Origin of the sequence: Streptomyces sp. NPDC102360 (genome assembly GCF_044766085.1) — a bacterium.
Lineage (GTDB): Bacteria > Actinomycetota > Actinomycetes > Streptomycetales > Streptomycetaceae > Streptomyces.
In genome coordinates this window covers 807,738-830,994 of sequence record NZ_JBIWLG010000003.1, presented here as the reverse complement: position 1 = coordinate 830,994, position 23,257 = coordinate 807,738, and the positions used below count along the sequence as shown (strand labels likewise).

Genomic DNA, 23,257 nt, shown 5'->3' with positions numbered 1-23,257 from the left:
GCGCCCCGCCCTGACCGCTATTGGCCCCCGTCCTCCACCGCCTCCACCGACTCCCGCAGTCGGGCGCTGGCCATCCGCATGTGTTCGGCCATGGCGCGGTCCGCGCCCTCGGGGTCCCGGTCGCGGATCGCGTTGAGGACGGCGTCGTGTTCGCACAGGGTGCCGCTGACGGTGCCCTCGATGTCGCTGACCCGCTCCATCCAGACCTGGAGCAGCGCGCGGATGCTGTGCAGGATGTCGCTCAGGACGGTGTTCTGGGCGATGTGCGCGCATTCCAGGTGGAAGGCGATGTCGGCGTCGATGAACGCCTTCACGTCGCTGCCCGCCTCCTGCATGTGCCGCAGGTGCTCCTCCAGGCGCGCCACGTCCTCGTCGCCGGCCCGCTCCGCGGCGAGCCGTGCCGAGACACCCTCCATGTAGGTGCGCACCTCGACCAGGTCCCGGGTGCGGCGCTGACCCAGCATCAGGCCCCAGTTGATGGCGCGCGGCAGGAACTCCGAGGTGCCCTCGCGCACGTACGAGCCGGAGCCCGGCCGGATCTCGATGATGCCGAGCACGTCGAGCGCGGACAGCGCGCCGCGCACGCTGGAGCGCGCGACCCCGAGGGCCTCCGCGAGCTGCCGCTCGGCGGGCAGCCGGGTGCCGGGCTTGATGTTCCCCGCGGAGAGGTGGTCGAGCAGGCGCTTGGCGACCTCGCTGACCGAGGACTCGCGTACGACGGGGCGCAGGAGCTGGGCGAGGTCGGTCTCGGGTGCGGCGTCGGAGGGCTGGTTGGTCACGGTCACCAGTAGACCAGACGGGTCGTCCGGGACCTTCCACGGCCGCGCGCGACGCTCTTCCGCGCCCGCTTTGTCAAGGGTTCAGCCATGAGCAACAAGTGCGACGCTCGCCACATTGGTAAATTGGTGACCAATTTGAAGATCGGGTCTAGCGTGAATCGCAGATCGGCCCGACCTGAGCGGCCAGCCAGCTGCTGCAGTGCCCTCGCCCCTCGTGCCGAGCGTGACCCAAGTCCGGACAGAGCTGTCCGGCGAGCCGAGGAGTCGCCATGCCTGCCACCGCAGCGTCGCCCGTGAAGGCGACGAGAACGGCCGTCGAGAAGTCGGCCATCAAGAAGATCTCGATCCGCCTGGTGCCCTTCGTGGCCCTGATGTTCTTCGTGAACTATCTGGACCGCACCGCGGTGTCCTTCGCGGAACCGAACGGTATGGGGGAGGACCTGGCGCTCACCGCGGCGCAGTTCGGCTTCGCCTCCGGGATCTTCTTCGTCGGCTACATCGTGCTGGAGATCCCCAGCAACATGGCGCTGCACCGCTTCGGCGCCCGCCGCTGGCTGGCCCGGATCATGGTGACCTGGGGCATCGTCTCGCTCCTCTTCACGTGGGTGGACAGCAGCGGCGGCCTCTACACGCTGCGCTTCCTGCTGGGTGTCGCCGAAGCCGGCTTCTTCCCCGGCGCGATCCTCTTCCTGAGCCAGTGGGTGCCCAGCCGCCACCGCACCAAGATCCTGGGCCTCTTCTACCTCGCGCAGCCGCTGACCACGGTCTTCGGCGCCCCGCTCGCGGGCTGGCTGATCGGCCACCACGGCCTGTTCGGCCTCGAGGGCTGGCGCGTCATGTTCCTGTTCGTGTCGATTCCGGCGATCCTGCTGGGCGTCATCGCCTGGTTCTACCTGATCGACCGCCCCGCCGACGCGAAGTGGCTGACGACCGACGAGCGGGACTGGCTGACCGAGGAGCTGGCCGCAGAGAACGCGCAGAAGACGGGCCACGACGACAAGCACGCCAAGGGCGACCTGAAGGCCGCGTTCACCAACGGCCGCGTCTGGACCCTGGCCGTCGTCTACTTCGGCTTCATCTACGGCCTGTACGCGCTCGCCTTCTTCCTGCCGACGATCATCGACGGCTTCCAGGAGCAGTACCACACCACGTTCAGCGTGATGGACAAGGCGTGGATCACCGCGATCCCGTACCTGCCCGCCGCGATCGTCCTCTTCTTCTGGAGCCGGCACGCCACCAAGCACGGCGCCCGCACCTGGCACATCGCCGGACCCGCGATCGTCGGCGGCGTCTCCATCCCGCTGGCCCTCTACATGGGCTCGCCCGCCGCCACCGTCGCCGTCATCACCGTGACCGCAAGCGCCATCTTCGCCGCCCTGCCGGTGTTCTGGGCCGTGCCCTCCCGCTTCCTGACCGGCGCCGCCGCCGCGGCGGGCATCGCACTCATCAACACCGCGGGCAACATCGCGGGCTTCGCCTCCAGCTACATCACCGGCTGGCTCAAGGACTGGACGGGCGACTACTACGTACCGCTCTACCTCGTCGGCCTCTTCATGCTGCTGTCCGCGGCGCTGATGATCCTCCTCGCCCGCCGTGCGCCCGCCAGCACCTCGTCCCTCCCGGAGAACCAGCGATGACCCGCCTCCACAACGACCCCGCCGCCTTCGCCGACGAAGCGCTCGAAGGCTTCGTCGCCGCCCACCGCCGCTGGGTGCGCCCCGTCCCCGGCGGCGTGGTCCGCGCCACCGCCAAGACCCCCGGCCAGGTCGCCGTCGTCATCGGCGGCGGATCAGGCCACTACCCGGCCTTCTCCGGACTGGTCGGCCAGGGTCTCGCGCACGGCGCCGCCGTCGGCAACGTCTTCGCCTCGCCCTCCGCCCAGCAGATCCGCGGCGTCGCCAAGGCGGCGCAGGCGGGCGGCGGTGTGCTGCTCATGTACGGCAACTACGCGGGCGACGTCCTGCACTTCGGGCAGGCAGCCGAGCGGCTGACCGGCGAGGGCATACCGACGCAGACGTTCGCCGTCACCGACGACATATCCAGCGCCGGACCCGACGAGGCCCACAAGCGCCGCGGCATCGCCGGCGACCTGCCCGTCTTCAAGGCCGCCGCCGTCGCCGCCGAACAGGGACTGCCCCTCGACGAGGTGGCACGGATCGCCGCACACACCAACGACCGCACCCGCTCCTTCGGCATCGCCTTCTCCGGCTGTACGCTCCCCGGCGCCGACCACCCGCTGTTCACGGTCCCCGAGGACCGGATGGCCGTCGGCCTCGGCATCCACGGCGAGCCCGGCATCGGCGAGGAGGACGTTCCCAGCGCGGACGAGGCCGCCGAACTCCTCGTGGCCACCCTCCTCAAGGAACTCCCCGAAGGGATCGGGTCGCCGGACGGACAGCGCGCCGCCGTGATCCTCAATGGGCTCGGCTCCGTGAAGTACGAGGAGCTGTTCGTCGTCTACCGGCGCGTGTCCCAACTGCTCGCCGACGCCGGTGTCAGCACCGTCGACCCCGAGGTCGGCGAGCTCGTCACCAGCTTCGACATGGCAGGTGTCTCGCTCACCCTGACATGGCTCGACGACACCATCGAAGCGCTGTGGACCGCCCCGGCCGACACCCCCGCCTACCGCAAGGGCGCCGTCCCCGAAGCGGCCCCCGCGGACGAGGAGTCGTACGAGACCGAGACCGGCCCTGAGACGTACACCGCGAGCGAGGAGTCCCGGCAGGCCGCCGCGACCGCGCTCGACGCGCTGCGCCGCCTCAAGGAGACCGTCGACACACACGCCGACGAACTCGGCCGCATCGACGCCGTCGCGGGCGACGGCGACCACGGCATCGGCATGCGGCGCGGATCGACCGGAGCCTACGAAGCCGCCCTGCACGCCAAGGAGTTGGGCGCGGGAGCCCGCTCCCTGCTGACCGCCGCGGGCGACGCCTGGGCCGACAAGGCGGGCGGCACCTCCGGCGCGCTGTGGGGCATCGTCCTGCGCGCCCTCGCCGACGCGCTCGGTGACACCGAACGGCCGACCCCGGCGTCCGTCGCCCACGGAGTCCTGCGGGCGTCCGACGGCGTCCGCAGGACCGGCGGCGCCGAGGTCGGCGACAAGACCATGGTCGACGTCCTCGTGCCCTTCGCCGAGACACTCGGCCGGCAGGCCGACGCGGGCGCATCCCTCAGCGAGGCCTGGGACACCGCGGCCACCGCCGCCGAGACCGCCGCGCGTGACACCGCCCACCTGCTGCCCAAGATGGGCCGCGCCCGCCCCCACGCAGAGAAGTCCCTGGGCACCCCCGACGCGGGCGCCCACTCCCTCGCCCTGATCGTCCGCGCCGTGCACGGCGCGCTCGCCACGTACAAGTAACTCCCGTTAAGGACAAGCGACATGAGTGACAAGCTGCGGATCGTCGTCGGCTGCGACGACGCCGGGTTCCAGTACAAGGAGGCCCTGAAGCGGGACCTCCAGGCGAGCGACCTGGTCGAGTCCGTCACCGATGTGGGTGTGGACGCCGAAGGCCACACCGCCTACCCGACCATCGCCATCGAGGCCGCCGAGCGCGTCGCCCGTGGCGAGGCCGACCGGGCGCTGCTGATCTGCGGCACCGGCCTCGGTGTGGCCATCGCCGCCAACAAGGTCAAGGGCATCCGGGCCGTCACCGCCCACGACTCCTTCTCCGTAGAGCGCGCGGTCCTCTCCAACAACGCCCAGGTCCTCACCTTCGGCCAGCGCGTCGTCGGCCTCGAGCTGGCCCGCCGCCTCGCCGCCGAGTGGCTCACGTACCGCTTCGACGAGCAGTCCGCGTCCGCTGCGAAGGTCCAGCTGATGTGTGACTACGAGGCCGTGTCCACGGAAGGTGTGTCCACCGGGGCCGAGGCCGCCTGATGAACGCCCCCGTCCTGCTCGGGGTGAGCCTGAAGATGTACTTCGGCCACCACGACACCCTCAACTGGTCCCGCCGCATCGTGCGGTTGGCCGACCAGCACCCCGCCGTCACCAGCGGCAAGGCGCGCCTCTTCGTGCTGCCCGCCTTCCCGGCGATCGTGCCGGTGGCCGGGATCCTCGCGCGCGGCGCGGTCGACGTCGGCTCACAGGACATCGCCACGGAGGACGTGGGCGCCTACACCGGCGAGGTGTCGGGCCTGTACCTGAAGGAGATCGGCTGCCGTTACGCCGAGGTCGGCCACGCCGAGCGCCGCCGCCTGTACGGGGAGGGCGACACGGTCGTCGCCGCGAAGACCGCGGCCGCGCTGCGCAACGGTCTCACCCCGGTCCTGTGTGTCGGCGAACTCGACCCCGTGGAGCCGGCGGAGGCCGCGCGCCGCACCGTCGCCGAGGCCGCCCGCCTGCTGTACGGCCTTGAGGGCCCGGTCGTCCTCGCCTACGAGCCGCAGTGGGCCATCGGCGCACCCGAGCCGGCCTCGCCCGAGCACATCACCACGGTGTGCGCGGCGCTGGGGGAGTGGCTGGGCTCCCGTCCCCAGCACACCGGTTCCACCGTGATCTACGGCGGCAGCGCGGGCCCCGGCCTGCTCACCCGCCTCGGCGGCTCCGTCGGCGGCCTCTTCCTCGGCCGCTTCGCCCACGACCCGGAGGCGGTCGGCCGCATCCTCGACGAGGTCGACGCGCGTCAGGCGGTGGCGTAATGGCGTACGGCATCAGTACCTACGCGTACTTCTGGCGCATCTCCGAACGCGCCCCGAAGCCGATGTCCCTCGAGGACATGCTCGTCGACACCAAGGAGCTGGGCGGTCAGGTCTTCCAGATCTGCGACTACCCGGCCATTGAGACGTACGACGCCGCGCGGCTCGCCGACGTACGCGACGCGGCCCGGGACCTCGACCTCACCCTGGAGCTCGGCACGCGTGGCGTACGCACCGACCACCTGGCCAACTATCTCGACATGGCGGGGGAGTTGGGCGTGACACTCGTCCGCTCGATGATGAACACCGCCGACCACCGCCCCTCGGTGGACGAGGCCACGGCGCTGCTCCGGCAGGCGGTACCGGCCTACGCGGCGGCAGGCGTGACGCTCGGCCTCGAGACGTACGAGCAGGTGTCCACCGACGACCTGATCACCGTGGTCAAGGACGTCGACAGCCGTCACCTCGGCGTCGTCCTGGACCCCGGCAACAGCGTCGCCCGCCTCGAACGGCCGGTGGACGTCGTCGAGTCGGCGGCCCCCTACACGGTGAACATCCACGTCAAGGACTTCGCCTTCAGCCGCCGCGACGGCTGGGTCGGCTTCACCTACGCCGGCTGCCCACTGGGCACCGGACTCCTCGACTACGAGGGCATGATCGCCGCGGTCCGCCCGGACGAGCGTGGCATCAACCAGATCGTGGAGCACTGGCTCCCGTGGCAGGACGGTGGCTTCGACGTCACCGCCGAGCTCGAACACCAGTGGACCAAGCACAGCATCAGCACACTCCTGAAGGGCGAATGAACATGGCCGCCGAGAACAACACGACCGTTGCCGTCATCGGGGCCGCCGGCAAGATGGGCCAGCGTGTCTCCAACAACCTGGTCGAGAGCGACTTCACCGTCCTCTTCTCCGAGAATTCCCCCAAGGGCCAGGAGCTGATCCGCTCGCTCGGCCGTGAGCTGACGGACTCCGAGACCGCCGCCCAGCAGGCCGACGTCCTGATCCTGGCCGTGCCGGACATCGTCCTCGGCAAGGTCTCCGAGCAGCTCGTCCCGCTCCTGAAGCCGGGCGCCGTCGTCCTCACCCTCGACCCGGCGGCCGCGTACGCGGGCCTGCTGCACCCCCGCGCCGACGTGCACTACGTCTGCGCCCACCCCTGCCACCCGTCCGTCTTCCTGCAGCGCAGGACGCAGGCCGAGCTCGACGACACCTTCGGTGGCATCGCGGCCCCGCAGGAGGTCGTCGCCGCGTACGAGGGCGGCGACGAGTCCAAGCAGGAGCTCGCCGGGTCCGTCATCCGCGTCATGTACGCGCCGGTCGTCGATGTCCACTGGGTCACCGTCAAGCAGCTCGCCGTCCTGGAACCGACCCTCGTCGAGACCATCGCCTGCATGGTCGGCGCCCTGCTCAACGAGGCGCTGCACGAGACCGTGCACACCGTCGGCGTCCCGGAGAAGGCCGCCCGCGCCATGCTCCTCGGCCACACCCAGGTCGCCCTCGCCAACACCCTCAAGGGCGACAACCCGTTCTCCGACGCCTGCCTGATCGCCATGGACTACGGCCGCGACTCCATCGTCAAGGACGACTGGAAGAAGGTCTTCGACGACGGCGAGCTCGACAAGGTCATCACCAAGATGCTGAAGATCAAGGAAATCCGCCGCTGAGCGGGACACTTCCTGAAGCCGGGTGGCCCGCCCCACGGGGGACGGGCCATCCGGCTTCGTGCTCCCCGTTCACGGCTTCGCGCGGAACGTTCCCGGTGTCACCCCCGTGCGCAGCCGGAAGAACTTCGTGAAGTCGCTGGGGTCGTCGAAGCTGAGCCGGGCCGCCACCTCCTTGGCCGGGAGGCCGCTGTGCCACAGGAGGCGTTTGGCCTCCAGGAGGACCCGGTCGTCCACGTACTGTTTCGCGGTGCGGCCCGACGCGGCGAGCGTCGCGCGGGTCAGCGTGCGGGGGCTGTAACCGAGCGCCGCCGCGTAGTCCTCGACCCGGCGGGTCACCGCGTGGTCGCGTTCCACGGCGGCGTGGAAACGGTGGAAGGTGCCGGAAGCGGCGGCCGGGCCCGGCTCCGGGGCGCGCACCGCTGCCAGGCGGATCACCAGCACGGACAGCAGGCCGCGCAGCACCTCCACGTGAGAGCCCAACGGCAGCGAGGCCATCGCCCCGTATTCGTAGGTGAGGTGGTCCAGGGCCCGCCGCACCCCCTCCGCGTCCGCGCCGACCGGTGTCAGCGGCCGCTGCTCGTACGGCGGGTCCATGTGCGCGGCGGAGACGATCGCGGGCGGCAGGAGGCCGGGCTTGAAGACCACGTCCACACCGTCCGCGCTCCGCAGGCCGGGGCCGAAGCGCTGCACCTGGCCGGGGCGGATCCACAGCCAGGAACCCGGCCGCAACTCGTACTCGACGAAGTCCACCGCCACCTGCAACGGACGCTCACGCGCGCCGATCAACTGGTGGAAGGCGGGCCGCAGCGGCGCGTACGGATCGTTGCCGTGGCGCAGCGAGCGGTCGTGGAGGTCGGCCAGCTCCTCGACCTCCACGCCGGTCGGCGATCCGACGTTCGGCGTGTATTCGAGGTCCCTGACATCAGGGCGTACGTGTCTGATTTTCCCCATCGTGAGTCCCGAGCGTACCGCTGCCGCCCCCGTCCCGCCGCCTAGCGTGAAAGCACAGGTCAGCGACGTGTGAGGAGTGTCCTGTGCGATTGGTCGTGGGAATGACCGGGGCGACGGGAGCTCCGTTCGGTGTCCGCCTGCTGGAGTGTCTGCGCGAGCTGCCGGACGTCGAGACACATCTGGTGCTCTCCCGTTGGGCGCGCACCACCATCGAGCTGGAGACCGGCCTGTCGGTGGCGCAGGTGTCCGCGCTCGCCGATGTGACACACCACCCCGACGACCAGGGAGCCACCATCTCCTCCGGCTCCTTCCGCACCGACGGCATGGTCATCGTGCCGTGCTCGATGAAGACGCTCGCGGGGATCAGTGCCGGATACGCCGAAGGGCTCGTGGCGCGCGCCGCGGACGTCGTCCTCAAGGAACGGCGCAAGCTCGTCCTTGTCCCGCGCGAGACACCACTGAGCGAGATACATCTGCGGAACATGCTCGAACTCGCCCGCATGGGCGTCCAGTTGGTGCCACCCATGCCCGCCTTCTACAACAACCCGCGGACCATCGACGACATCGTCGATCACATCGTCGCCCGGGTCCTCGACCAGTTCGACCTGCCCGCCCCGGCTGCCGAACGCTGGGCGGGCATGCGTGCCGCCCGCACCGCCCGCGCCGCGGCCGTCGACTCCGCAACCTCCGTACAGAACACAGGAGTTACCCATGCCCTATGACGATCTGCGCAGCTTCCTCGGCACCCTGGAGAAGGAGGGGCAGCTGCTGCGCATCTCCGACGAGGTGCTGCCCGAGCCCGACCTCGCGGCCGCCGCCAACGCGACGGGCCGCATCGGCGAGAACGCCCCCGCCCTCTTCTTCGACAACGTCAAGGGCTTCACCGACGCGCAGATCGCGCTGAACGTGCACGGCTCCTGGGCCAACCACGCACTCGCGCTCGGACTGCCGAAGAACACCCCGGTCAAGGAGCAGGTCGAGGAGTTCGCGCGCCGCTGGGACGCCTTCCCGGTCGCCCCCGAGCGCCGCGAGGACGCGCCCTGGCGCGAGAACACGCAGGAGGGCGAGGGCGTCGATCTGTTCTCCGTCCTCCCGCTGTTCCGTCTCAACGACGGTGACGGCGGCTTCTACCTCGACAAGGCCGCCGTCGTCTCCCGCGACCCCGAGGACCCGGAGAACTTCGGCAAGCAGAACGTCGGCACGTACCGCATCGAGGTCATCGGCACGAACCGCCTCGCCTTCCAGCCCGTCCCGATGCACGACGTCGCCCAGCACCTGCGCAAGGCCGAGGAGGTCGGCGAGGACCTGCCCATCGCCATCACCCTCGGCAACGACCCGGTGATGGCGATCGTCGCCGGCATGCCGATGGCGTACGACCAGAGCGAGTACGAGATGGCCGGCGCGCTGCGCGGCGCGCCCGCCCCGATCGCCACCGCGCCGCTCACCGGCTTCGACGTGCCGTGGGGCAGCGAGGTCGTCATCGAAGGCGTCATCGAGTCGCGCAAGCGCCAGATCGAGGGCCCCTTCGGCGAGTTCACCGGGCACTACTCGGGTGGCCGCAGGATGCCCGTCATCCGCGTCGACCGCGTCTCGTACCGTACGAGCCCGGTCTTCGAGTCCCTCTACCTCGGCATGCCGTGGACCGAGTGCGACTACCTCGTCGGGCCCAACACCTGTGTCCCGCTGCTCAAGCAGCTGCGTGAGGCGTTCCCCGAGGTGCAGGCCGTCAACGCCATGTACACGCACGGCCTGATGGTGATCATCTCGACGAAGAAGCGGTACGGCGGGTTCGCCAAGGCCGTCGGGATGCGCGCGATGACGACGCCGCACGGGCTCGGATACGTGGCCCAGGTGATCGTCGTCGACGAGGACGTCGACCCGTTCAACCTGCCGCAGGTCATGTGGGCCATGTCCGCGAAGGTTAACCCGAAGGACGACGTCGTCGTCATCCCGAACCTGTCGGTCCTCGAGCTCGCGCCCGCCGCCCAGCCCGCCGGCATCACCAGCAAGATGATCATCGACGCGACGACCCCGGTGGCACCCGACGTCCGCGGCAACTTCTCCACCCCGGCCAAGGACCTGCCGGAGACGGCCGAGTGGGCGAAGCGTCTCCAGAACCTGGTCGCGGCCCGCCACTGACCCCGTCGCACCCTCCAAGAAAGGTCAACACCCATGAACAGTAAGCTGGTTGACGGCGCCGAGTGCCCGCGCTGCCCCGCCGACACCATCACCCGTCTCGCCACGTCCCCCGTCCCCGGGGTGTGGGACGTGCTCCAGTGCACCCGCTGCCTCTACACCTGGCGCACGAGTGAACCCGCCCGCCGCACCCGCCGCGCTTCCTACCCCGAGGCCTTCAAGCTGACGGACGCCGACATCGAGAACGCGATCGAGGTTCCCGCAGTGCCGCCCCTGCGGGTTTGACCTTGACACAGTGACAAGGTCTTCACTGCTTGCCGAGGAGGTGGTCTCGATGACGATCACTGGGCAGGACACGGAGACCTCGCGCGCGCTGCGGGGGCTCGAGGACCGCGAGGCGTCGGTGCGGCTGCGGGCCGCGATGGCGGTGGGTACGGCACCCGACCCGGGATTCGTCGGCAAGCTCGTCGAGCGGTGCGCGGTCGAGCCGGAGTTCTTCGTCCGCGACATGCTGACCTGGGCGCTCATCCGGCACCCGGTGGCCCTGACGCTCCCCGTGCTGCTGCGCGAGGTGCGCTCGGGTCCCGCGCAGGCGCGGAGCCAGGCGCTGCACACGCTCTCCAAGATCGGCGACCGGAGTGCCTGGCCGGTGATCACGCGGGAGCTGCTGACGGACGCCGACGACGATGTGGCGCGAAGCGCCTGGCGGGCCGCCGTGGTGCTCGTGCCCGACGAGGAGCAGGAATCCCTCGCCGCCGTACTCGCGACGCAGCTCGGCCGGGGTGGCCGGGACACGCAGCTCAGCCTGGGCCGGGCTCTCGTCGACCTCGGCGATGTGGCGCTGCCCGCGCTGCGCACCGCGGCGACCGCCTCCGACCCGGACGTACGCGCGCACGCACTCGCCACGCAGCAGGTGCTGCGCGACCCGGACACCGGGTTCGGCTTCGCGATCGAGGAGGCGAAGCGCGTCGTGGCCCTCGGCGGGGCTCCCGTGGTGGACGATGAAGTGTGTTGATCGGTGAGGTGGCGCGGAGGTCCGGGGTCAGTGCCCGCATGCTCCGGCATTACGAGACGCTGGGCCTGGTGCGGCCTTCGGAACGCACGGGCTCCGGATACCGGGAGTACTCGGGCGAGGACATCCGGCGGATCTTCCACATCGAGAGCCTGCGGTCGCTGGGGCTCTCGCTGCGCGAGATCGGGCGCGCGCTCGACGAACCGGGCTTCACGCCCGCCGCGCTCGTCGGCGATCTCATCCGGCAGACGCGTGAACGCATCGCGGCCGAGACCGAGTTGCTCACGCGTCTCAACCGGATCGACGCGGCCGATCCCGGCGACTGGGAGGAAGTCCTCCAAGTCGTCGCGCTGCTCCAGGCGTTGAGCTCGAAGAACGTCGACGCACGCCAGCGCGCGGCCCTTTCCTCGGGCGGCCAGGACGGGATGCCCGTGGAGGCCCTGGTCGAGGCGGTGTTGAGCGAGACGGACACGAACGTCGCCGGGGCCCTGCGCTGGGCACTGGTGCGCTCGGGCGGCGCCGACAGCCTGCCGCTGCTGGCGGAGGCACTCGGCTCGCCGGTGGCCGCCGTACGGGAGCGTGCCGCTCAGTGCCTCGCCGAACTGCCCGGCGACGCGGCGGCCACGGAACTGCGGCAGGCCCTCACGAACGCCGACGCCGTGGTCCGGGGGCGCGCCGCCGTGGCGCTCGGCAACCGGGGAGCGGCCGATGCGGTCCCGGAGCTGATCGACATGATCGTGGCGGGCAGGAACGACACCGACGCCGCCGACGCGCTGAGCGTGCTGGCGAGCGACACCGTCTCCGCGGAGCGCATCGCGGCGGAGTTCGTCGACCGCCTCGCACTCCCCACCACGGAAGCCCCCGCCCGCGGCCGCCTCACCCAAGCCCTGGCAGGCATCCCCGGTCCGACGGCCGGGCGCACCCTCGTCGCCCTCTCGGCCGACGAGGACCGCGCCGTGTCCCTCACCGCCGCGTACCTTCTCCGGCTGCGCGAGTCACAGTGACCGCTACGCGGTGCCACCATGCGCAGAGCGGAGCGCAGGGGCTCAGCGGCCCCGGCACCGGACGTGGTGCCGGATCTTGTCCCTCCACTCGTCCGTGAGGCGCTCGCGACGCTGGCCGCGCGCGGCGGAGCCGGGTAGTTGCCGCTTCGACCGGCAGCGGGCGGACGCACCGTGACGTTGCCGTGGCGTTGTCAGTGGCCGCCTCTACCGTGAAGGCATGAGGTGAGGGAGCGGATGCTCCCGAAGCAGTCATGGACGGGGGCGGCGACATGGTTCGGAAGATGCCGGAGTTCACGCTGGAGCAGGAACTCACAGCGATCAGTGAGGTGCTCGCCCGCTACGGCGGCACCGATCCAGATGACCTCGGGGCAGTCATCACGCTTGCGGCGCTGGGGCTCACGAACGGCGCGTGGCGCAATACATGCGTGGAGGACTGGCATGCGGGCAGCGGTCCGTTGACCGACGGCGACATGCTCCGGATCAACGCGGCGACCAGCCGGGGCGTGCGGCAGCGGATGCTCGGCTGGACGCGGGAGTGCGAGCTCGGTGCAGAGGCCGGAAGCCGCACCGACACGCTGTCCCGGGTCTACCCCGAGGATCTGTTGCCGCTGATGGAGCGGCTTTACCGCTGGCTCGTGCGCCCCGACCGAATGCTGCCGACGGGCACGACGCTCGGAGAGCTCGCCGGTGCCTGCGGTGGCGATCTCGCCGAGTACGAGGACTGCGCCGATCGCGCCCTGAGCGGGTTCCTCACCGGCGCGGAAGAGCGTGGGGTGGCGTACGCCTTCCTCCGTGCGGCCGCGCATGGCGCGGGTGCGTGCAGGCACTGGTGGGGGCACCCCGACTGGCCTCGCCGCGTCGGCGCCTTCCGGGACGCGATGGGGGACCCAGGCCATCCACACTGGGGCGCCGACGGAAGGTAGTACCGCGAACTGCCCGCACCGCCAGGCGTATTGGCGGACTCCGTGGAGTGCAACAGGATTCTCCTGCGCAGTCCCTGGACACTTTCCGCGCAGGAGGCCCAGTGGGTTGTGCGGGCGGGCATCGGTCATGTGGAGATCTCGGACTCGACGCGGCCGGAAGGCGCGTAGACCTCCGGGCGTGGTCGCCCCGGCGGGGAGCGGGCGACCACGCGACCGTCAGGTGGTCACTTCAGCCAGCTGTCGACCAGCTGCTTGTTGTCCGCCATCCACTCCTTCGCCGCTTCCTGCTCGTGCCCCGTCCCCTTCTTCTGGAGGAGGAGTTCGAGGCTGCCGAGCTGGCTGCTCGTGAGGTGGAAGTTCTTGAGCCAGCCGGCGACCTCGGGGTTGGCCTTGGAGTAGCCCTTGGAGGCGACCATCTGGACCTTGTCGGGCTTGCCGTAGGCCTTCTTGGTGTCCTTGAGGACCTTCAGCGGCATCGACGTGTAGGCCCAGTGCGGCCGCCAGAGCGTGACGACGATGGGCTTCTTGTTGTTGACCGCCTTCTTCAGGGCGGAGAGCATCGCCGACGTGCTGGACTCGGAGAGCTTGTACTCGCTCTTGAGGCCGTAGTCCGGCAGCACGGGGGAGCGGGTCAGGCGCATCAGTCCCGAGCCCGCCTCGATACCGACGATCTTGCCGCCGAACTCGTCGGCCTTGCCCTTGAGGTCGTCGATGGTGTTGACGTCCTTGACGTACTTGGGGACGGTCAGGTTGAGGTCGGCCGGCTCGTACCAGGTACCGAGCTTCTCCATCTTGGGGCCGAGCTTCTTCCAGTACGTCTCGTGGGTGACCGGCAGCCAGGCGTCGAGGTAGATGTCGGCCTGCTTGTTGGCGATGCCGGTGTAGGTGCTCGCGATGTCCAGGTCGCGGACGTCGACCTTGTACCCCTTGTCCTCCAGGATCTGCTTCCACAGGAAGGTCGCGGAGACTCCTTCGTCCCACCCGGCGACGTAGGCCAGCTTGACCGTCTTCGAGCCGCCGCCGCTGTCGTCGTCGGAGCCTCCCTCGACCTTCGAGGTGTTTCCGCTGCACGCGGTGGCGAGCAGGGTGAGCGCGGCGGCGGTGCAGCCGAAGAGGTAGGTGGTGCGGCGGCGTCGGTTGCGGATCATGGCTGAAGCTCCTGTCTTCACGCGGAAACCGGAGTGGTGGACGAGGCGGGAGAGGATGACTTCTCCGTGTCGGCCTCCGGGGTCGTGCCGGTGCGCCCGCGGCCCGGCCAGCGGCGAATGCGGGGTGTGGCGAGGGCGCTGGTGGTGCGGTCGAGGAAGATGGCGAGGAACACGACGGCGAGGCCGCCCTGGAAGCCGATCCCGACGTCGAGCTGGCTGATGCCGCGCACCACGATGGTCCCCAGACCGTCGGCGCCGACCATTCCGGCGATGACGACCATGGAGAGGGCGAGCATGATCACCTGGTTGATGCCGGCCATGATCGAGGGCAGGGCCAGGGGGAGTTGGACACCGCGCAGGATCTGCCCGTTCTTCGCCCCGAAGGCGTGCGCGGCCTCCACGACCTCCGGATCGACCTGCCGGATGCCCAGTTCGGTGAGGCGCACGGCGGGCGAGACGGCGAAGAGGATGGTGGCGACGACGCCGGGGACGAGCCCGATGCCGAAGAAGAAGACGGCCGGGATGAGGTAGACGAACACCGGCAGCGTCTGAAGGAAGTCGAGTACGGGCCGAACCAGCGTGCTGACCAGCGGACTTCGGGCGGCCCAGATGCCGATGGGCACCCCGATGACCACGGCGAACACCGACGCGACCACGACGACGGCGAGTGTCTGCATCGCCGGGGTCCACAGGCCCATGCCCTGAATGAGGAGGAACGCGGCCAGGGTGTAGACGGCGAAGAACCAGCCGCGGGCGAGGAACGCCAGGACCGTGAACACCGCGATGATGACCACCATGTGAGGGGCCGTCAGTACGTATAGGACCGCGTTGACCAGTTCCGTCATCACGGTGGTGACGGCGTCGAAGAGGCCGCTGAGGTTCTCGGTCAGCCAGTCGACGGCCTTGTTGACCGGGGTGCCGAGATCAACGCTGAACAGCATCGGCCACCTCCTCCTGTGAGCTGCCTGACGCTTCGGAAGTATCGCCTTGTTCACGTGAGTTGGGGGCCTGCGGTGCGGAGAGAGCCGTGAGCAGCGCCGCGCGGGGCACGACACCGAGCAGCCGCCCGTCGTCGTCCGCCACGGCCAGCGGCACCGAGTACCGCCCGGCCGCCGCGAACAGATCCACGAGCAGCGTGTCGGGGCCCGCCCGCCCGTAGGCGTCACTCAGCAACTCCGGGCTGTCGCGCAGGGAGGCGTGCCCCGCCTCGACGGACCGTGCGATGTCCTCGTCATGGGCTACGCCGACGACGAGCCCTTCGGCGTCGAGGACGTAGACGGCGCCTGCCTCGAGGTCCGCCAGGGAGCGCAGGACGTCACGGGGGTCGTCGTCGAGTCCGGCCGTTGTCAGGGGCTCGCGCATGACGGATCGCGCCGTCAGTACGCGGGAGCGGTCGACATCGGAGACGAAATCGCGTACGTAGGCGTCGGCGGGGGAGTCGAGGATGTCGGTCGCGGTGCCGAGCTGCACGACTCCGCCGTCGCGCATCACCATGATCCGGTCGCCGAGCCGCATCGCCTCGTTGAGGTCGTGGGTGACGAAGACGATGGTGCGGCGCAGATCGCGTTGCAGGCCGAGCAGCAGGTCCTGCATGTCCCGGCGGATCAGCGGGTCGAGCGCGCTGAACGGCTCGTCCATGAGCATGATTTCGGCATCAGTGGCCAACGCCCGGGCCAGGCCGACGCGTTGGCGCATACCGCCGGAGAGCGCGCTGGGGTAGACGTCGGCCCAGTCGGCGAGGCCGACGGTGCGCAGCGCCCAGTCGGAGCGTTCCTGGCGCTCGGCGGCGGTGCCGCCGCGCAGTTTGATGCCGTACGAGGCGTTCTCGCGGACCGTGCGGTGCGGGAAGAGTGCGAAGTGCTGGAAGATCATGTTGACCTTGCGATTGCGCAGCTCGCGCAGGTTCGCGTCGTCCATCGCCAGCAAGTCCCGCCCATCGACGCTCAGTTGTCCCGACGTGGGCTCGACGAGGCGGTTGAGCATCCGCAGGAGAGTCGACTTCCCGGACCCGGACAGGCCCATGACGACGAAGAGTTCACCGGGTTCCACGGTGAAGGACACGTCACGCACCGCGTGCACCGGGTTGTCGGCGGATTCGAAAACCTTGTTCAGCCGTGCGGCTTCTATCACCGTGCCCCACCTCCAGGGGTCCCCGCGGGGCGGTTGGAACATGTCCGGGCGGGTGTTTCGCATTGCGCAACAAATGTGCAGTACGGTGTGACGATGCCGTTGATCGTGACGGCGCGTCAAGGCTCTTGCATCCGGGCAACCGCGAATTAACGTCTACGGGCGGCGAGTTGGGTCGCTGTGGCGGAGGGCTGGAGGGTGCTGTGGTGACGACCGGCAGCCGTGGGCGAGCGCGCGACCGTGCGGTTCAGTCCGTCGACCGTGCGGTATCGGTCCTGCAGATCCTGGCGGTGCGCGGGCCGTGCGGCGTCACCGAGATCGCCGGGCAGCTCGGCGTCCACAAGACGACCGTGTTCCGGCTGCTCGCCACGTTGGAGGCGCGCGGTCTGGTCGAACAGAGCGCGGGCCGGGGCCGCTACCGCATCGGCCACCCGCTCACCGAACTCGCGGCGGCGGCCGCGAAGAACACCGATCTGTTCCTGCTCAGCCGTCCCGTCTGCCAGGAGCTGGCCGAGGCCGCGGGCGACACCGTGAGCGTCTCCGTGCGCGAGGGCCGCGAGGTGGTCACCGTGGGTCAGGTGGCGGGCGAGGCGTCGATCTCCAGCGTCGACTGGGTCGGCAGGCGCTGCCCGCTGCACGCCAGCGCCGCGGGCAAGGTCTTCCTCGCCCACGCGGCCCCCGACCGGCACGGGCGGCTGCCCGCGGAGCCGCCCCGGGGCAGGCGCCTGGAGCGGTACACGCCCCGCACCATCACCCGCCGGGAGCGCCTCGCGAAGGACCTCGCCGCGGTGCGCGAGCGCGGTTACGCCGTCTCGTTCGAGGAGTACGAGATCGGCCTCGTCGCCCTCGCGGCACCCGTCCGCGCCCTGGACGACACGGTCGTCGCCGCTGTGACCCTCGCGGGCCCCGCCTTCCGTATCCGCGAGGACACCGCACCAGCCCTGGCCGGCCTGCTGCTCGCGGCCGCCGCGCGGATCTCCTGGCGTCGGGGGCAGGTCAAGCGGGGCTGAGCGTGATCAGCGCGGAGCCGGGCGGGCCATCCGGTCGACTTGCGCTCATGCGGGCCCCCGACCGGGTGGCGAACCTGATCCGGCTCCTTGAGGGCCAGCCGAGCACGTTGCGGTGGTTCGCACGCCGGCAGGCCTACCTGCGTGACCAGCGGCCCGAGACGCTCAACGTGTGGGGCCCGCACGACGGCTACATGCCGAAGTCGCTGCCCGCGCCCACCACCGCGACCTCCCCGAAGTCGCTGCCGGCGCCTACCACCGCGACCTCCCCGAGGCCGAGTTGCACCTGCTCGACGGCGGACACTGGCTGCTGGAGACCCACCTCGACGAGGTGGTCCCGCTGGTCCGCGACTTCCTGGGCCGCGTACTCCCCGGCGACCAGGGTCCTTCTGACGGATCAGGCTGGACACGGTCGCCTGTTTCCGGCACAGTCCGCGCCCGACCGCGATCGGCACCGGTGTGCGCAGGCGCTTCCTGGATAGGCTCCCCGTATGAGCAGTAAAGGTCGCGCGCGGGACACGTCGGTGCAGTCGGTGGACCGGGCGGTGTCCATCCTCCAAGTGCTGGCCGTGCAGGGGCCGTCCGGCGTCACGGAGATCGCCGACGCCCTCGACATCCACAAGTCGACCGTGTACCGGCTGCTCGCCACCCTGGAATCGCGCGGCCTCGTCGAGCAGGACAGCGAGCGCGGCAGCTACCGCATCGGCTACACCGTGGTCGAGCTCGCGGGCGGGGCGACCAAGGGCAACGACCTGTCGCTGCTGAGCCGGCCGGTCTGCCAGGAGCTCGCCGCCGCCGTCGGCGAGACGGTGAACGTGGCGGTCTACGACGGCGAGGCCGTCATCAGCATCGACCAGGTGCTCGGCAACGCGGCCATCACCAGCATCGACTGGGTGGGCAAGCGTACGCCGCTGCACGCCACGTCGGCGGGCAAGGTCTTCCTGGCGCACATGCCGCAGCCGGAGGCCGCCGGGATCCTTGAGCAGTCGCTGGAGGAATACACGCCGCACACCATCACGGACCCGGCGCTCCTCAAGGAGCAGCTGCAGGGGGTCCGCGAACTGGGCTACGGCGTCATCAGTGAGGAACTGGAGATCGGACTCGCCTCGCTGTCCGCTCCCATCAGGTCGCTGAACGGCGAGGTCATCGCCACCGTGACCGTCTCGGGGCCGACGTTCCGGATCAACGACCACACGATCTCCGGGCTCGCCGAACAACTGGTGGCGGCCGGCGAAAAGATCTCGTGGCGCAAGGGCTACATCCGGCGCGGCTGACGGCGCGACGATTACGCAACGGTAGGGGTTGACGACGCGGTCTCACGCGCCGCACATTTGTCTCGCATCGCGTTGTTGTTTCGTATCGCGAAACGGGAACGTGGCGACGTCGTCGTCACGCCGCCATCCCCGTTGCCCCTGCCTCACATCAGGGGGCCGTCATCACATCCGGGCCACAGAGCTTCCCTGCCTCCCTTGGAGCTGTCGTGCGCGCACCGAACACGAACCTGGATCCCCTGCTCAGCACCTTTCGGCTGAAGCACCTCACCTTGCGCAACCGAGTGGTCAGCACGTCCCACGAGCCCGCCTTCGGGGAGGACGGACTGCCCAAGGACCGTTACCGCGCCTACCACTTGGAGAAGGCGCGCGGCGGCGTCGGCCTGACGATGATCGGCGGCTCCGCGGTCGTCTCGCCCGACAGCCCGCCCTCGTTCGGCAATCTGCTGCTCTACCGTGACGAGATCGTGCCCTGGCTTCGCCTGCTCGCCGACGACGTGCACGCGGCGGGCGCGGCCGTCATGTGCCAGGTCACCCACCTCGGGCGGCGCACCAGCAACTACACGGGGGACTGGCTGCCGGTGGTCGCCGCCTCGCCGCTGCGCGAGCCCGCCCACCGCGCGTTCCCCAAGGCCGCCGAGCCCTGGGACCTGGACCGCATCGTCGCCGACTACGCCGCCGCGGCGGTGCGCTGCAAGGAAGGCGGCCTGGATGGCATCGAGTTGCAGTCCTACGGCCACTTCCTCGACGGCTTCCTCTCCCCGGCGACCAACCGTCGCGACGACGCGTACGGCGGCGACCTGGAACACCGGATGGCCTTCCCCCGCCGGGTGATCCGGGCGGTGCGCGAGGCGGTCGGCCCCGAGTTCGTCGTCGGCATCCGCATGGCCCTGGACGAAGCGCGCCCCGGAGGCCTCACCTTCGACGAAGGGCTGGCCGCCGCCGAGCGGTTCGCGGCCGACGGCATCGACTTCATCAGCGCCATCCACGGCACCATCGAATCCGACGCCTCCCTGTCGAGGACGATCCCCTCGATGGGCACCCCGCTCGGCCCCTTCCTCGACTTCACCGGCGAGATACGCCGCCGCCTCGACGTCCCCGTCATGCACGCCGCCCGCATCGCCGACCCCGCCACCGCGCGGCACGCCCTGCGTGAAGGCCTCCTCGACCTCGTCGGCATGACCCGCGCGCAGATCGCCGACCCGCACCTCGTCGCCAAGATCGCCTCCGGTGACGAGGACCGCATCCGCCCCTGCGTAGGGGCGAGTTACTGCCTGGACGCGATCTACGACTCCGGGGACACCAAGTGCATCCACAACCCGGCCACCGGCCGTGAACTGCAGATCCCGCACACCGTCCCGGCCGCAACAGGCCCGCGCCGCACGGCAGTTGTCGTCGGCGGCGGCCCCGCGGGCCTGGAGGCCGCCCGTGTCCTCGCCGAACGCGGCCACGGCGTCGTACTGTTCGAGGCCGGTGACCAGGCGGGCGGACAGATCCGGCTCGCCGCCCAGAACCCCCGCCGCCACGACCTCCTCGGCATCGTCGACTGGCGCGTCGCCGAGTGCAAACACCTCGGCGTCGATCTGCGCCTGGGCGCGTACGCCGAAGCGTCCGACGTGCTCGCCGAACACCCCGACTTCGTCGTCGTCGCCACCGGCGGCCTCCCCAACCGCTCCTTCCTCACCGAGGGGGAGGGGCTCGTCGAGGACACCTGGGACGTGATGTCCGGCTCCCTGCGCCCGCGCGCGGGCAGGGACGTCCTGATCTACGACGACCACGGCGGCTACCCGGCCATGGACGCCGCGGAACTCCTCGCCGCGCACGGCGCCCGACTGGAGTACGTGACGCCGGAACGCACCCTCGCCCCCGACGTCGGCAGCATGAACTCCCCTGCCTATCTACGGGCGTTCACCGAGCACGACGTCACCGTCACGCTCGCTCGGCGCCTGCGGTCGGTGCGCCGCAGCGGCGCCGGGAGGCTCACGGCGACCCTGTTCAGCGAGTACACCGGCACCGAGACCGAACGCGTCGTCGACCACGTCGTCGTCGAGCACGGCACCCTGCCCAACGACGAGCTGTACACCGACCTGCTGCCCGCCTCCCGCAACCTCGGCGAGGTCGACCACCGGGCCCTCCTCGGCCGCGAGGCACAGACCGTCGTCCGCAACCCGGCGGGCCGCTACCAACTGTTCCGCATCGGCGACGCGGTCACCAGCCGCAACATCCACGCCGCCGTATACGACGCGCTGCGCCTGTGCCTGCCGGTCTGACGAGCCCTACGAGCCTTCGGAGAGACACGCCATGACTGTCCACGCCTCCGACACCGTCCCCGCCGACCTCGTCGCCCGCCGTATCCCCGGACACAGCCTCGAAGCCCCCTTCTACGTCAGCGAGGCGATCTTCCACCTCGACGTCGACGCCGTCTTCGCCCGCAGCTGGATCTTCGCAGCCGCCGAGGCCGAACTCCCCGAACCCGGCGACTACATCACGCTCACCCTCGGCGCCTACTCCGTCATCGTCGTCCGCGACGACGACGAGGAGGTCCGGGCCTTCCACAACGTGTGCCGCCACCGGGGCACCCGCATCCTCAACGACGAGCGCGGCTCGGTCGGCAACATCGTCTGCGGCTACCACCACTGGACGTACGGCGTCGACGGGACGCTGCTGCACGCGGAGTCGCAACCGCCCGACTTCGACCGCTCGTGCTACGCCCTGCGCTCCGTCCACGTACGCACGGTCGCCGGCCTCGTCTTCCTCTCCCTGGCCACCCAACCACCCACCGACTTCGACGAGTTCGCCTCCCGCGTCGAGCCCTACCTCGCACCGCACAACCTGGCGCGCGCCAAGGTGGCGAAACAGGTCGACCTCGTCGAGCACGGCAACTGGAAACTCACCATGGAGAACAACCGCGAGTGCTACCACTGCGCGGGCCACCCCGAACTCCAGCGCTGCTACTTCCCGCTCTACAACTTCACCGAGGACGAGGTGCCGCCGGGCATGCGGGCCACCTTCGAACGCTTCCAGAAGGCCGACGCCGAGGCCCGCGCCACGTACGAGTCCCTCGGCCTGCCTTACGCCACCATCGAGGAACTGGACTCCCGACCCACCGGGTTCCGCATCCAGCGCGAACCCCTCGACCTGGCAGGGGAGTCCTTCACGCCCGACGGCAAGGCCGCCGTACGCCGGCTGCTCGCCGACTTCCCGACGGCGCGCCTCGGCCACCTCGGTCTCCATCTGCAGCCCAACGGTTGGTTCCACTTCTCGGCGGACCACGCGGTGCTGTTCTCCGTCGTCCCGCTCGCCGCCGACCGCACCCTCGTACGCACCACATGGCTCGTGCACGCGGACGCCGAGGAGGGCATCGACTACGACCTCGACACCCTGACCGGCGTGTGGGTTGCCACCAACGAACAGGACGCGGTCTTCGTCTGCCGGGCCCAACTGGGCGTGAGCAGCCCCGCGTACGCACCGGGCCCGTACAGCCCGACCGAATCCCAGGTCGAGTCCTTCGTCACCTGGTACATCACCCGGCTCAAAGCGCACATGGAGGGGCCATGACGACAGCGACGCTGACGGCGGCGGGTCTGCCGCCCGCCTGGGCCGACGGCCTGCTGGTCTGCCAGCAGGTCCACGACGTGACGGCGGACGTGAAGACCTTCGTCCTCGCTCCCACCGAACCGCGGCTCTTCCGCCACGACCCCGGCCAGTTCCTCACTCTCTGCCTGGACATCGACGGAGAGCCCGTCGAGCGCTGCTACACCCTCTCCTCGGCGCCCACCCGCCCCGACCTCGCCACCATCACGGTGAAACGCGTCCCCGGCGGGCACGTGTCCAACTGGCTGCACGACCACCTGGCGCCCGGCGGCACGGTGTGGGCGCGCGGTCCTCTCGGCCGGTTCACCATCAGCCGGCACCCCGCCCCGAAGTACCTGTTCCTGTCGGCGGGCAGCGGTGTCACCCCGCTGATGTCGATGACCCGCACGCTGTACGACCTGGCCCACCCCGTCGACGTCGTCCTCGTCCACAGCGCCCGCACCTTCGACGACATCATCTTCCGCCGGGAACTCGACTTCATCGCGGCGGCGTCGCCCAACTTCCGTACACGCCACCTCCTCGACGACCGAGGGGAGCAGTTGAACGCACAGGTGCTGCGCGCCGTGGCCCCCGACTTCGCCGAACGCGAGGTCTTCACCTGCGGCCCGCCCGGCTACATGGCGGCGGTCCGCGGGATGCTCACCTCGGAGAACTTCGACCTGTCCCACCACCACGAGGAGAGCTTCACGTTCGAGGCACCGGCGTCACCCGAGTCCGAACCCGGCACCGGCTTCAAGGTCCAACTGGCCCGCACCGGACGCACCATCGAGTGCGACGCCGAGACCCCCGTCCTGGCGGCCGCCGCCCGCGAGGGCATCACGCTGCCCGCGTCCTGTGCGCAGGGTCTGTGCGGAACCTGCAAGACGACCCTCCTGTCCGGCTCGGTCGACATGCGGCACGCGGGTGGCATCCGTGCCCGCGAGATCGCCAACAACAAGATCCTGCTGTGCTGTTCGACGCCGCGGGAGGATGTGGTGATCGACGCGTAACCGCGGCCGCGT

The 23,257-nt window shown here is 70.3% G+C and carries 22 protein-coding genes; 17 read left to right on the top strand and 5 right to left on the bottom strand.

Annotated features, from left to right (window positions below):
• Positions 1 to 17: 17 nt before the first annotated feature.
• Entirely contained in the window at positions 18 to 785 is a 768-nt protein-coding gene (locus ACIRHA_RS18140; RefSeq protein WP_403846380.1) for a FadR/GntR family transcriptional regulator, read from the bottom strand.
• Positions 786 to 1,048: 263 nt separating this feature from the next.
• Here ACIRHA_RS18140 and ACIRHA_RS18135 point away from each other — a divergent pair, with 263 nt between their 5' ends.
• The 6 genes from ACIRHA_RS18135 to ACIRHA_RS18110 are packed head-to-tail and all read left to right on the top strand — an operon-like array spanning position 1,049 to position 7,083.
• Positions 1,049 to 2,416: an MFS transporter gene (locus ACIRHA_RS18135; RefSeq protein WP_403846377.1), complete on the top strand. Its 1,368-nt coding sequence runs from the start codon at positions 1,049 to 1,051 to the stop codon at positions 2,414 to 2,416.
• On the top strand, positions 2,413 to 4,140 hold the full coding sequence (locus ACIRHA_RS18130) for a dihydroxyacetone kinase family protein (protein WP_403846374.1): 1,728 nt from the start codon (positions 2,413 to 2,415) through the stop codon (positions 4,138 to 4,140). Before ACIRHA_RS18135 ends, ACIRHA_RS18130 begins: the two co-directional genes overlap by 4 nt.
• 21 nt (positions 4,141 to 4,161) lie before the next feature.
• Entirely contained in the window at positions 4,162 to 4,659 is a 498-nt protein-coding gene (locus ACIRHA_RS18125; protein ID WP_403846372.1) for a ribose-5-phosphate isomerase, read from the top strand.
• Positions 4,659 to 5,420: a triose-phosphate isomerase gene (locus tag ACIRHA_RS18120; RefSeq protein ID WP_403846370.1), complete on the top strand. Its 762-nt coding sequence runs from the start codon at positions 4,659 to 4,661 to the stop codon at positions 5,418 to 5,420. The genes ACIRHA_RS18125 and ACIRHA_RS18120 overlap by 1 nt, the downstream gene beginning before the upstream one ends.
• Positions 5,420 to 6,220, top strand: coding sequence for a sugar phosphate isomerase/epimerase family protein (locus tag ACIRHA_RS18115; RefSeq protein WP_403846367.1), 801 nt, complete (start codon positions 5,420 to 5,422; stop codon positions 6,218 to 6,220). Before ACIRHA_RS18120 ends, ACIRHA_RS18115 begins: the two co-directional genes overlap by 1 nt.
• Positions 6,217 to 7,083 (top strand): phosphogluconate dehydrogenase C-terminal domain-containing protein, encoded by an 867-nt coding sequence (locus tag ACIRHA_RS18110; protein ID WP_403846365.1) that lies wholly within the window; start codon positions 6,217 to 6,219, stop codon positions 7,081 to 7,083. The genes ACIRHA_RS18115 and ACIRHA_RS18110 overlap by 4 nt, the downstream gene beginning before the upstream one ends.
• A 69-nt stretch (positions 7,084 to 7,152) precedes the next feature.
• Here the strand turns inward: ACIRHA_RS18110 and ACIRHA_RS18105 are convergent, their stop codons facing one another.
• Positions 7,153 to 8,034, bottom strand: coding sequence for a helix-turn-helix transcriptional regulator (locus tag ACIRHA_RS18105; RefSeq protein WP_403846363.1), 882 nt, complete (start codon positions 8,032 to 8,034; stop codon positions 7,153 to 7,155).
• Between the two features lie 83 nt (positions 8,035 to 8,117).
• On the opposite strand from ACIRHA_RS18105, the gene ACIRHA_RS18100 reads away from it, so the two are divergent.
• The 6 genes from ACIRHA_RS18100 (at position 8,118) to ACIRHA_RS18075 (ending at position 13,109) form a co-directional block, all read left to right on the top strand.
• Entirely contained in the window at positions 8,118 to 8,756 is a 639-nt protein-coding gene (locus ACIRHA_RS18100; protein WP_403846360.1) for a non-oxidative hydroxyarylic acid decarboxylases subunit B, read from the top strand.
• Positions 8,746 to 10,173, top strand: coding sequence for a non-oxidative hydroxyarylic acid decarboxylases subunit C (locus ACIRHA_RS18095; RefSeq protein WP_403846358.1), 1,428 nt, complete (start codon positions 8,746 to 8,748; stop codon positions 10,171 to 10,173). The genes ACIRHA_RS18100 and ACIRHA_RS18095 overlap by 11 nt, the downstream gene beginning before the upstream one ends.
• A 33-nt stretch (positions 10,174 to 10,206) precedes the next feature.
• Positions 10,207 to 10,455, top strand: coding sequence for a non-oxidative hydroxyarylic acid decarboxylases subunit D (locus ACIRHA_RS18090; RefSeq protein ID WP_403846355.1), 249 nt, complete (start codon positions 10,207 to 10,209; stop codon positions 10,453 to 10,455).
• A gap of 49 nt (positions 10,456 to 10,504) precedes the next feature.
• Positions 10,505 to 11,185 (top strand): HEAT repeat domain-containing protein, encoded by a 681-nt coding sequence (locus tag ACIRHA_RS18085; RefSeq protein WP_403846352.1) that lies wholly within the window; start codon positions 10,505 to 10,507, stop codon positions 11,183 to 11,185.
• Positions 11,179 to 12,186: a MerR family transcriptional regulator gene (locus ACIRHA_RS18080; protein ID WP_403846349.1), complete on the top strand. Its 1,008-nt coding sequence runs from the start codon at positions 11,179 to 11,181 to the stop codon at positions 12,184 to 12,186. The genes ACIRHA_RS18085 and ACIRHA_RS18080 overlap by 7 nt, the downstream gene beginning before the upstream one ends.
• 281 nt (positions 12,187 to 12,467) lie before the next feature.
• Positions 12,468 to 13,109 carry a hypothetical protein gene (locus tag ACIRHA_RS18075; protein ID WP_403846347.1) on the top strand — a complete coding sequence of 214 codons (642 nt, stop codon included), beginning with the start codon at positions 12,468 to 12,470 and terminating at the stop codon, positions 13,107 to 13,109.
• A gap of 224 nt (positions 13,110 to 13,333) precedes the next feature.
• Here the strand turns inward: ACIRHA_RS18075 and ACIRHA_RS18070 are convergent, their stop codons facing one another.
• From ACIRHA_RS18070 to ACIRHA_RS18060, 3 genes are read right to left on the bottom strand one after another with little or no spacing between them, the layout of a single operon-like run.
• The gene (locus ACIRHA_RS18070) at positions 13,334 to 14,257 is read right to left on the bottom strand and encodes a glycine betaine ABC transporter substrate-binding protein (protein ID WP_403846344.1); all 924 of its coding nucleotides are present in this window, start codon (positions 14,255 to 14,257) and stop codon (positions 13,334 to 13,336) included.
• 17 nt (positions 14,258 to 14,274) lie between these two features.
• Entirely contained in the window at positions 14,275 to 15,198 is a 924-nt protein-coding gene (locus ACIRHA_RS18065; RefSeq protein WP_403846341.1) for an ABC transporter permease, read from the bottom strand.
• Positions 15,182 to 16,387: a glycine betaine/L-proline ABC transporter ATP-binding protein gene (locus tag ACIRHA_RS18060; protein ID WP_403846338.1), complete on the bottom strand. Its 1,206-nt coding sequence runs from the start codon at positions 16,385 to 16,387 to the stop codon at positions 15,182 to 15,184. The genes ACIRHA_RS18065 and ACIRHA_RS18060 overlap by 17 nt, the downstream gene beginning before the upstream one ends.
• Before the next feature lie 203 nt (positions 16,388 to 16,590).
• Between ACIRHA_RS18060 and ACIRHA_RS18055 the strand changes: the two genes are divergently transcribed.
• The 5 genes from ACIRHA_RS18055 (at position 16,591) to ACIRHA_RS18035 (ending at position 23,245) form a co-directional block, all read left to right on the top strand.
• A complete protein-coding gene (locus ACIRHA_RS18055; protein WP_403846336.1) occupies positions 16,591 to 17,394 on the top strand; it encodes an IclR family transcriptional regulator in 804 nt (267 codons plus the stop codon).
• A 521-nt stretch (positions 17,395 to 17,915) separates the two neighbouring features.
• Positions 17,916 to 18,665, top strand: coding sequence for an IclR family transcriptional regulator (locus tag ACIRHA_RS18050; RefSeq protein WP_403846530.1), 750 nt, complete (start codon positions 17,916 to 17,918; stop codon positions 18,663 to 18,665).
• Between the two features lie 206 nt (positions 18,666 to 18,871).
• The gene (locus ACIRHA_RS18045) at positions 18,872 to 20,932 is read left to right on the top strand and encodes an FAD-dependent oxidoreductase (protein ID WP_403846333.1); all 2,061 of its coding nucleotides are present in this window, start codon (positions 18,872 to 18,874) and stop codon (positions 20,930 to 20,932) included.
• Positions 20,933 to 20,963: 31 nt separating this feature from the next.
• Positions 20,964 to 22,220, top strand: coding sequence for an aromatic ring-hydroxylating dioxygenase subunit alpha (locus ACIRHA_RS18040; RefSeq protein WP_403846330.1), 1,257 nt, complete (start codon positions 20,964 to 20,966; stop codon positions 22,218 to 22,220).
• A complete protein-coding gene (locus ACIRHA_RS18035; protein WP_403846327.1) occupies positions 22,217 to 23,245 on the top strand; it encodes a 2Fe-2S iron-sulfur cluster-binding protein in 1,029 nt (342 codons plus the stop codon). The genes ACIRHA_RS18040 and ACIRHA_RS18035 overlap by 4 nt, the downstream gene beginning before the upstream one ends.
• The last annotated feature ends 12 nt before the right edge of the window (positions 23,246 to 23,257 follow it).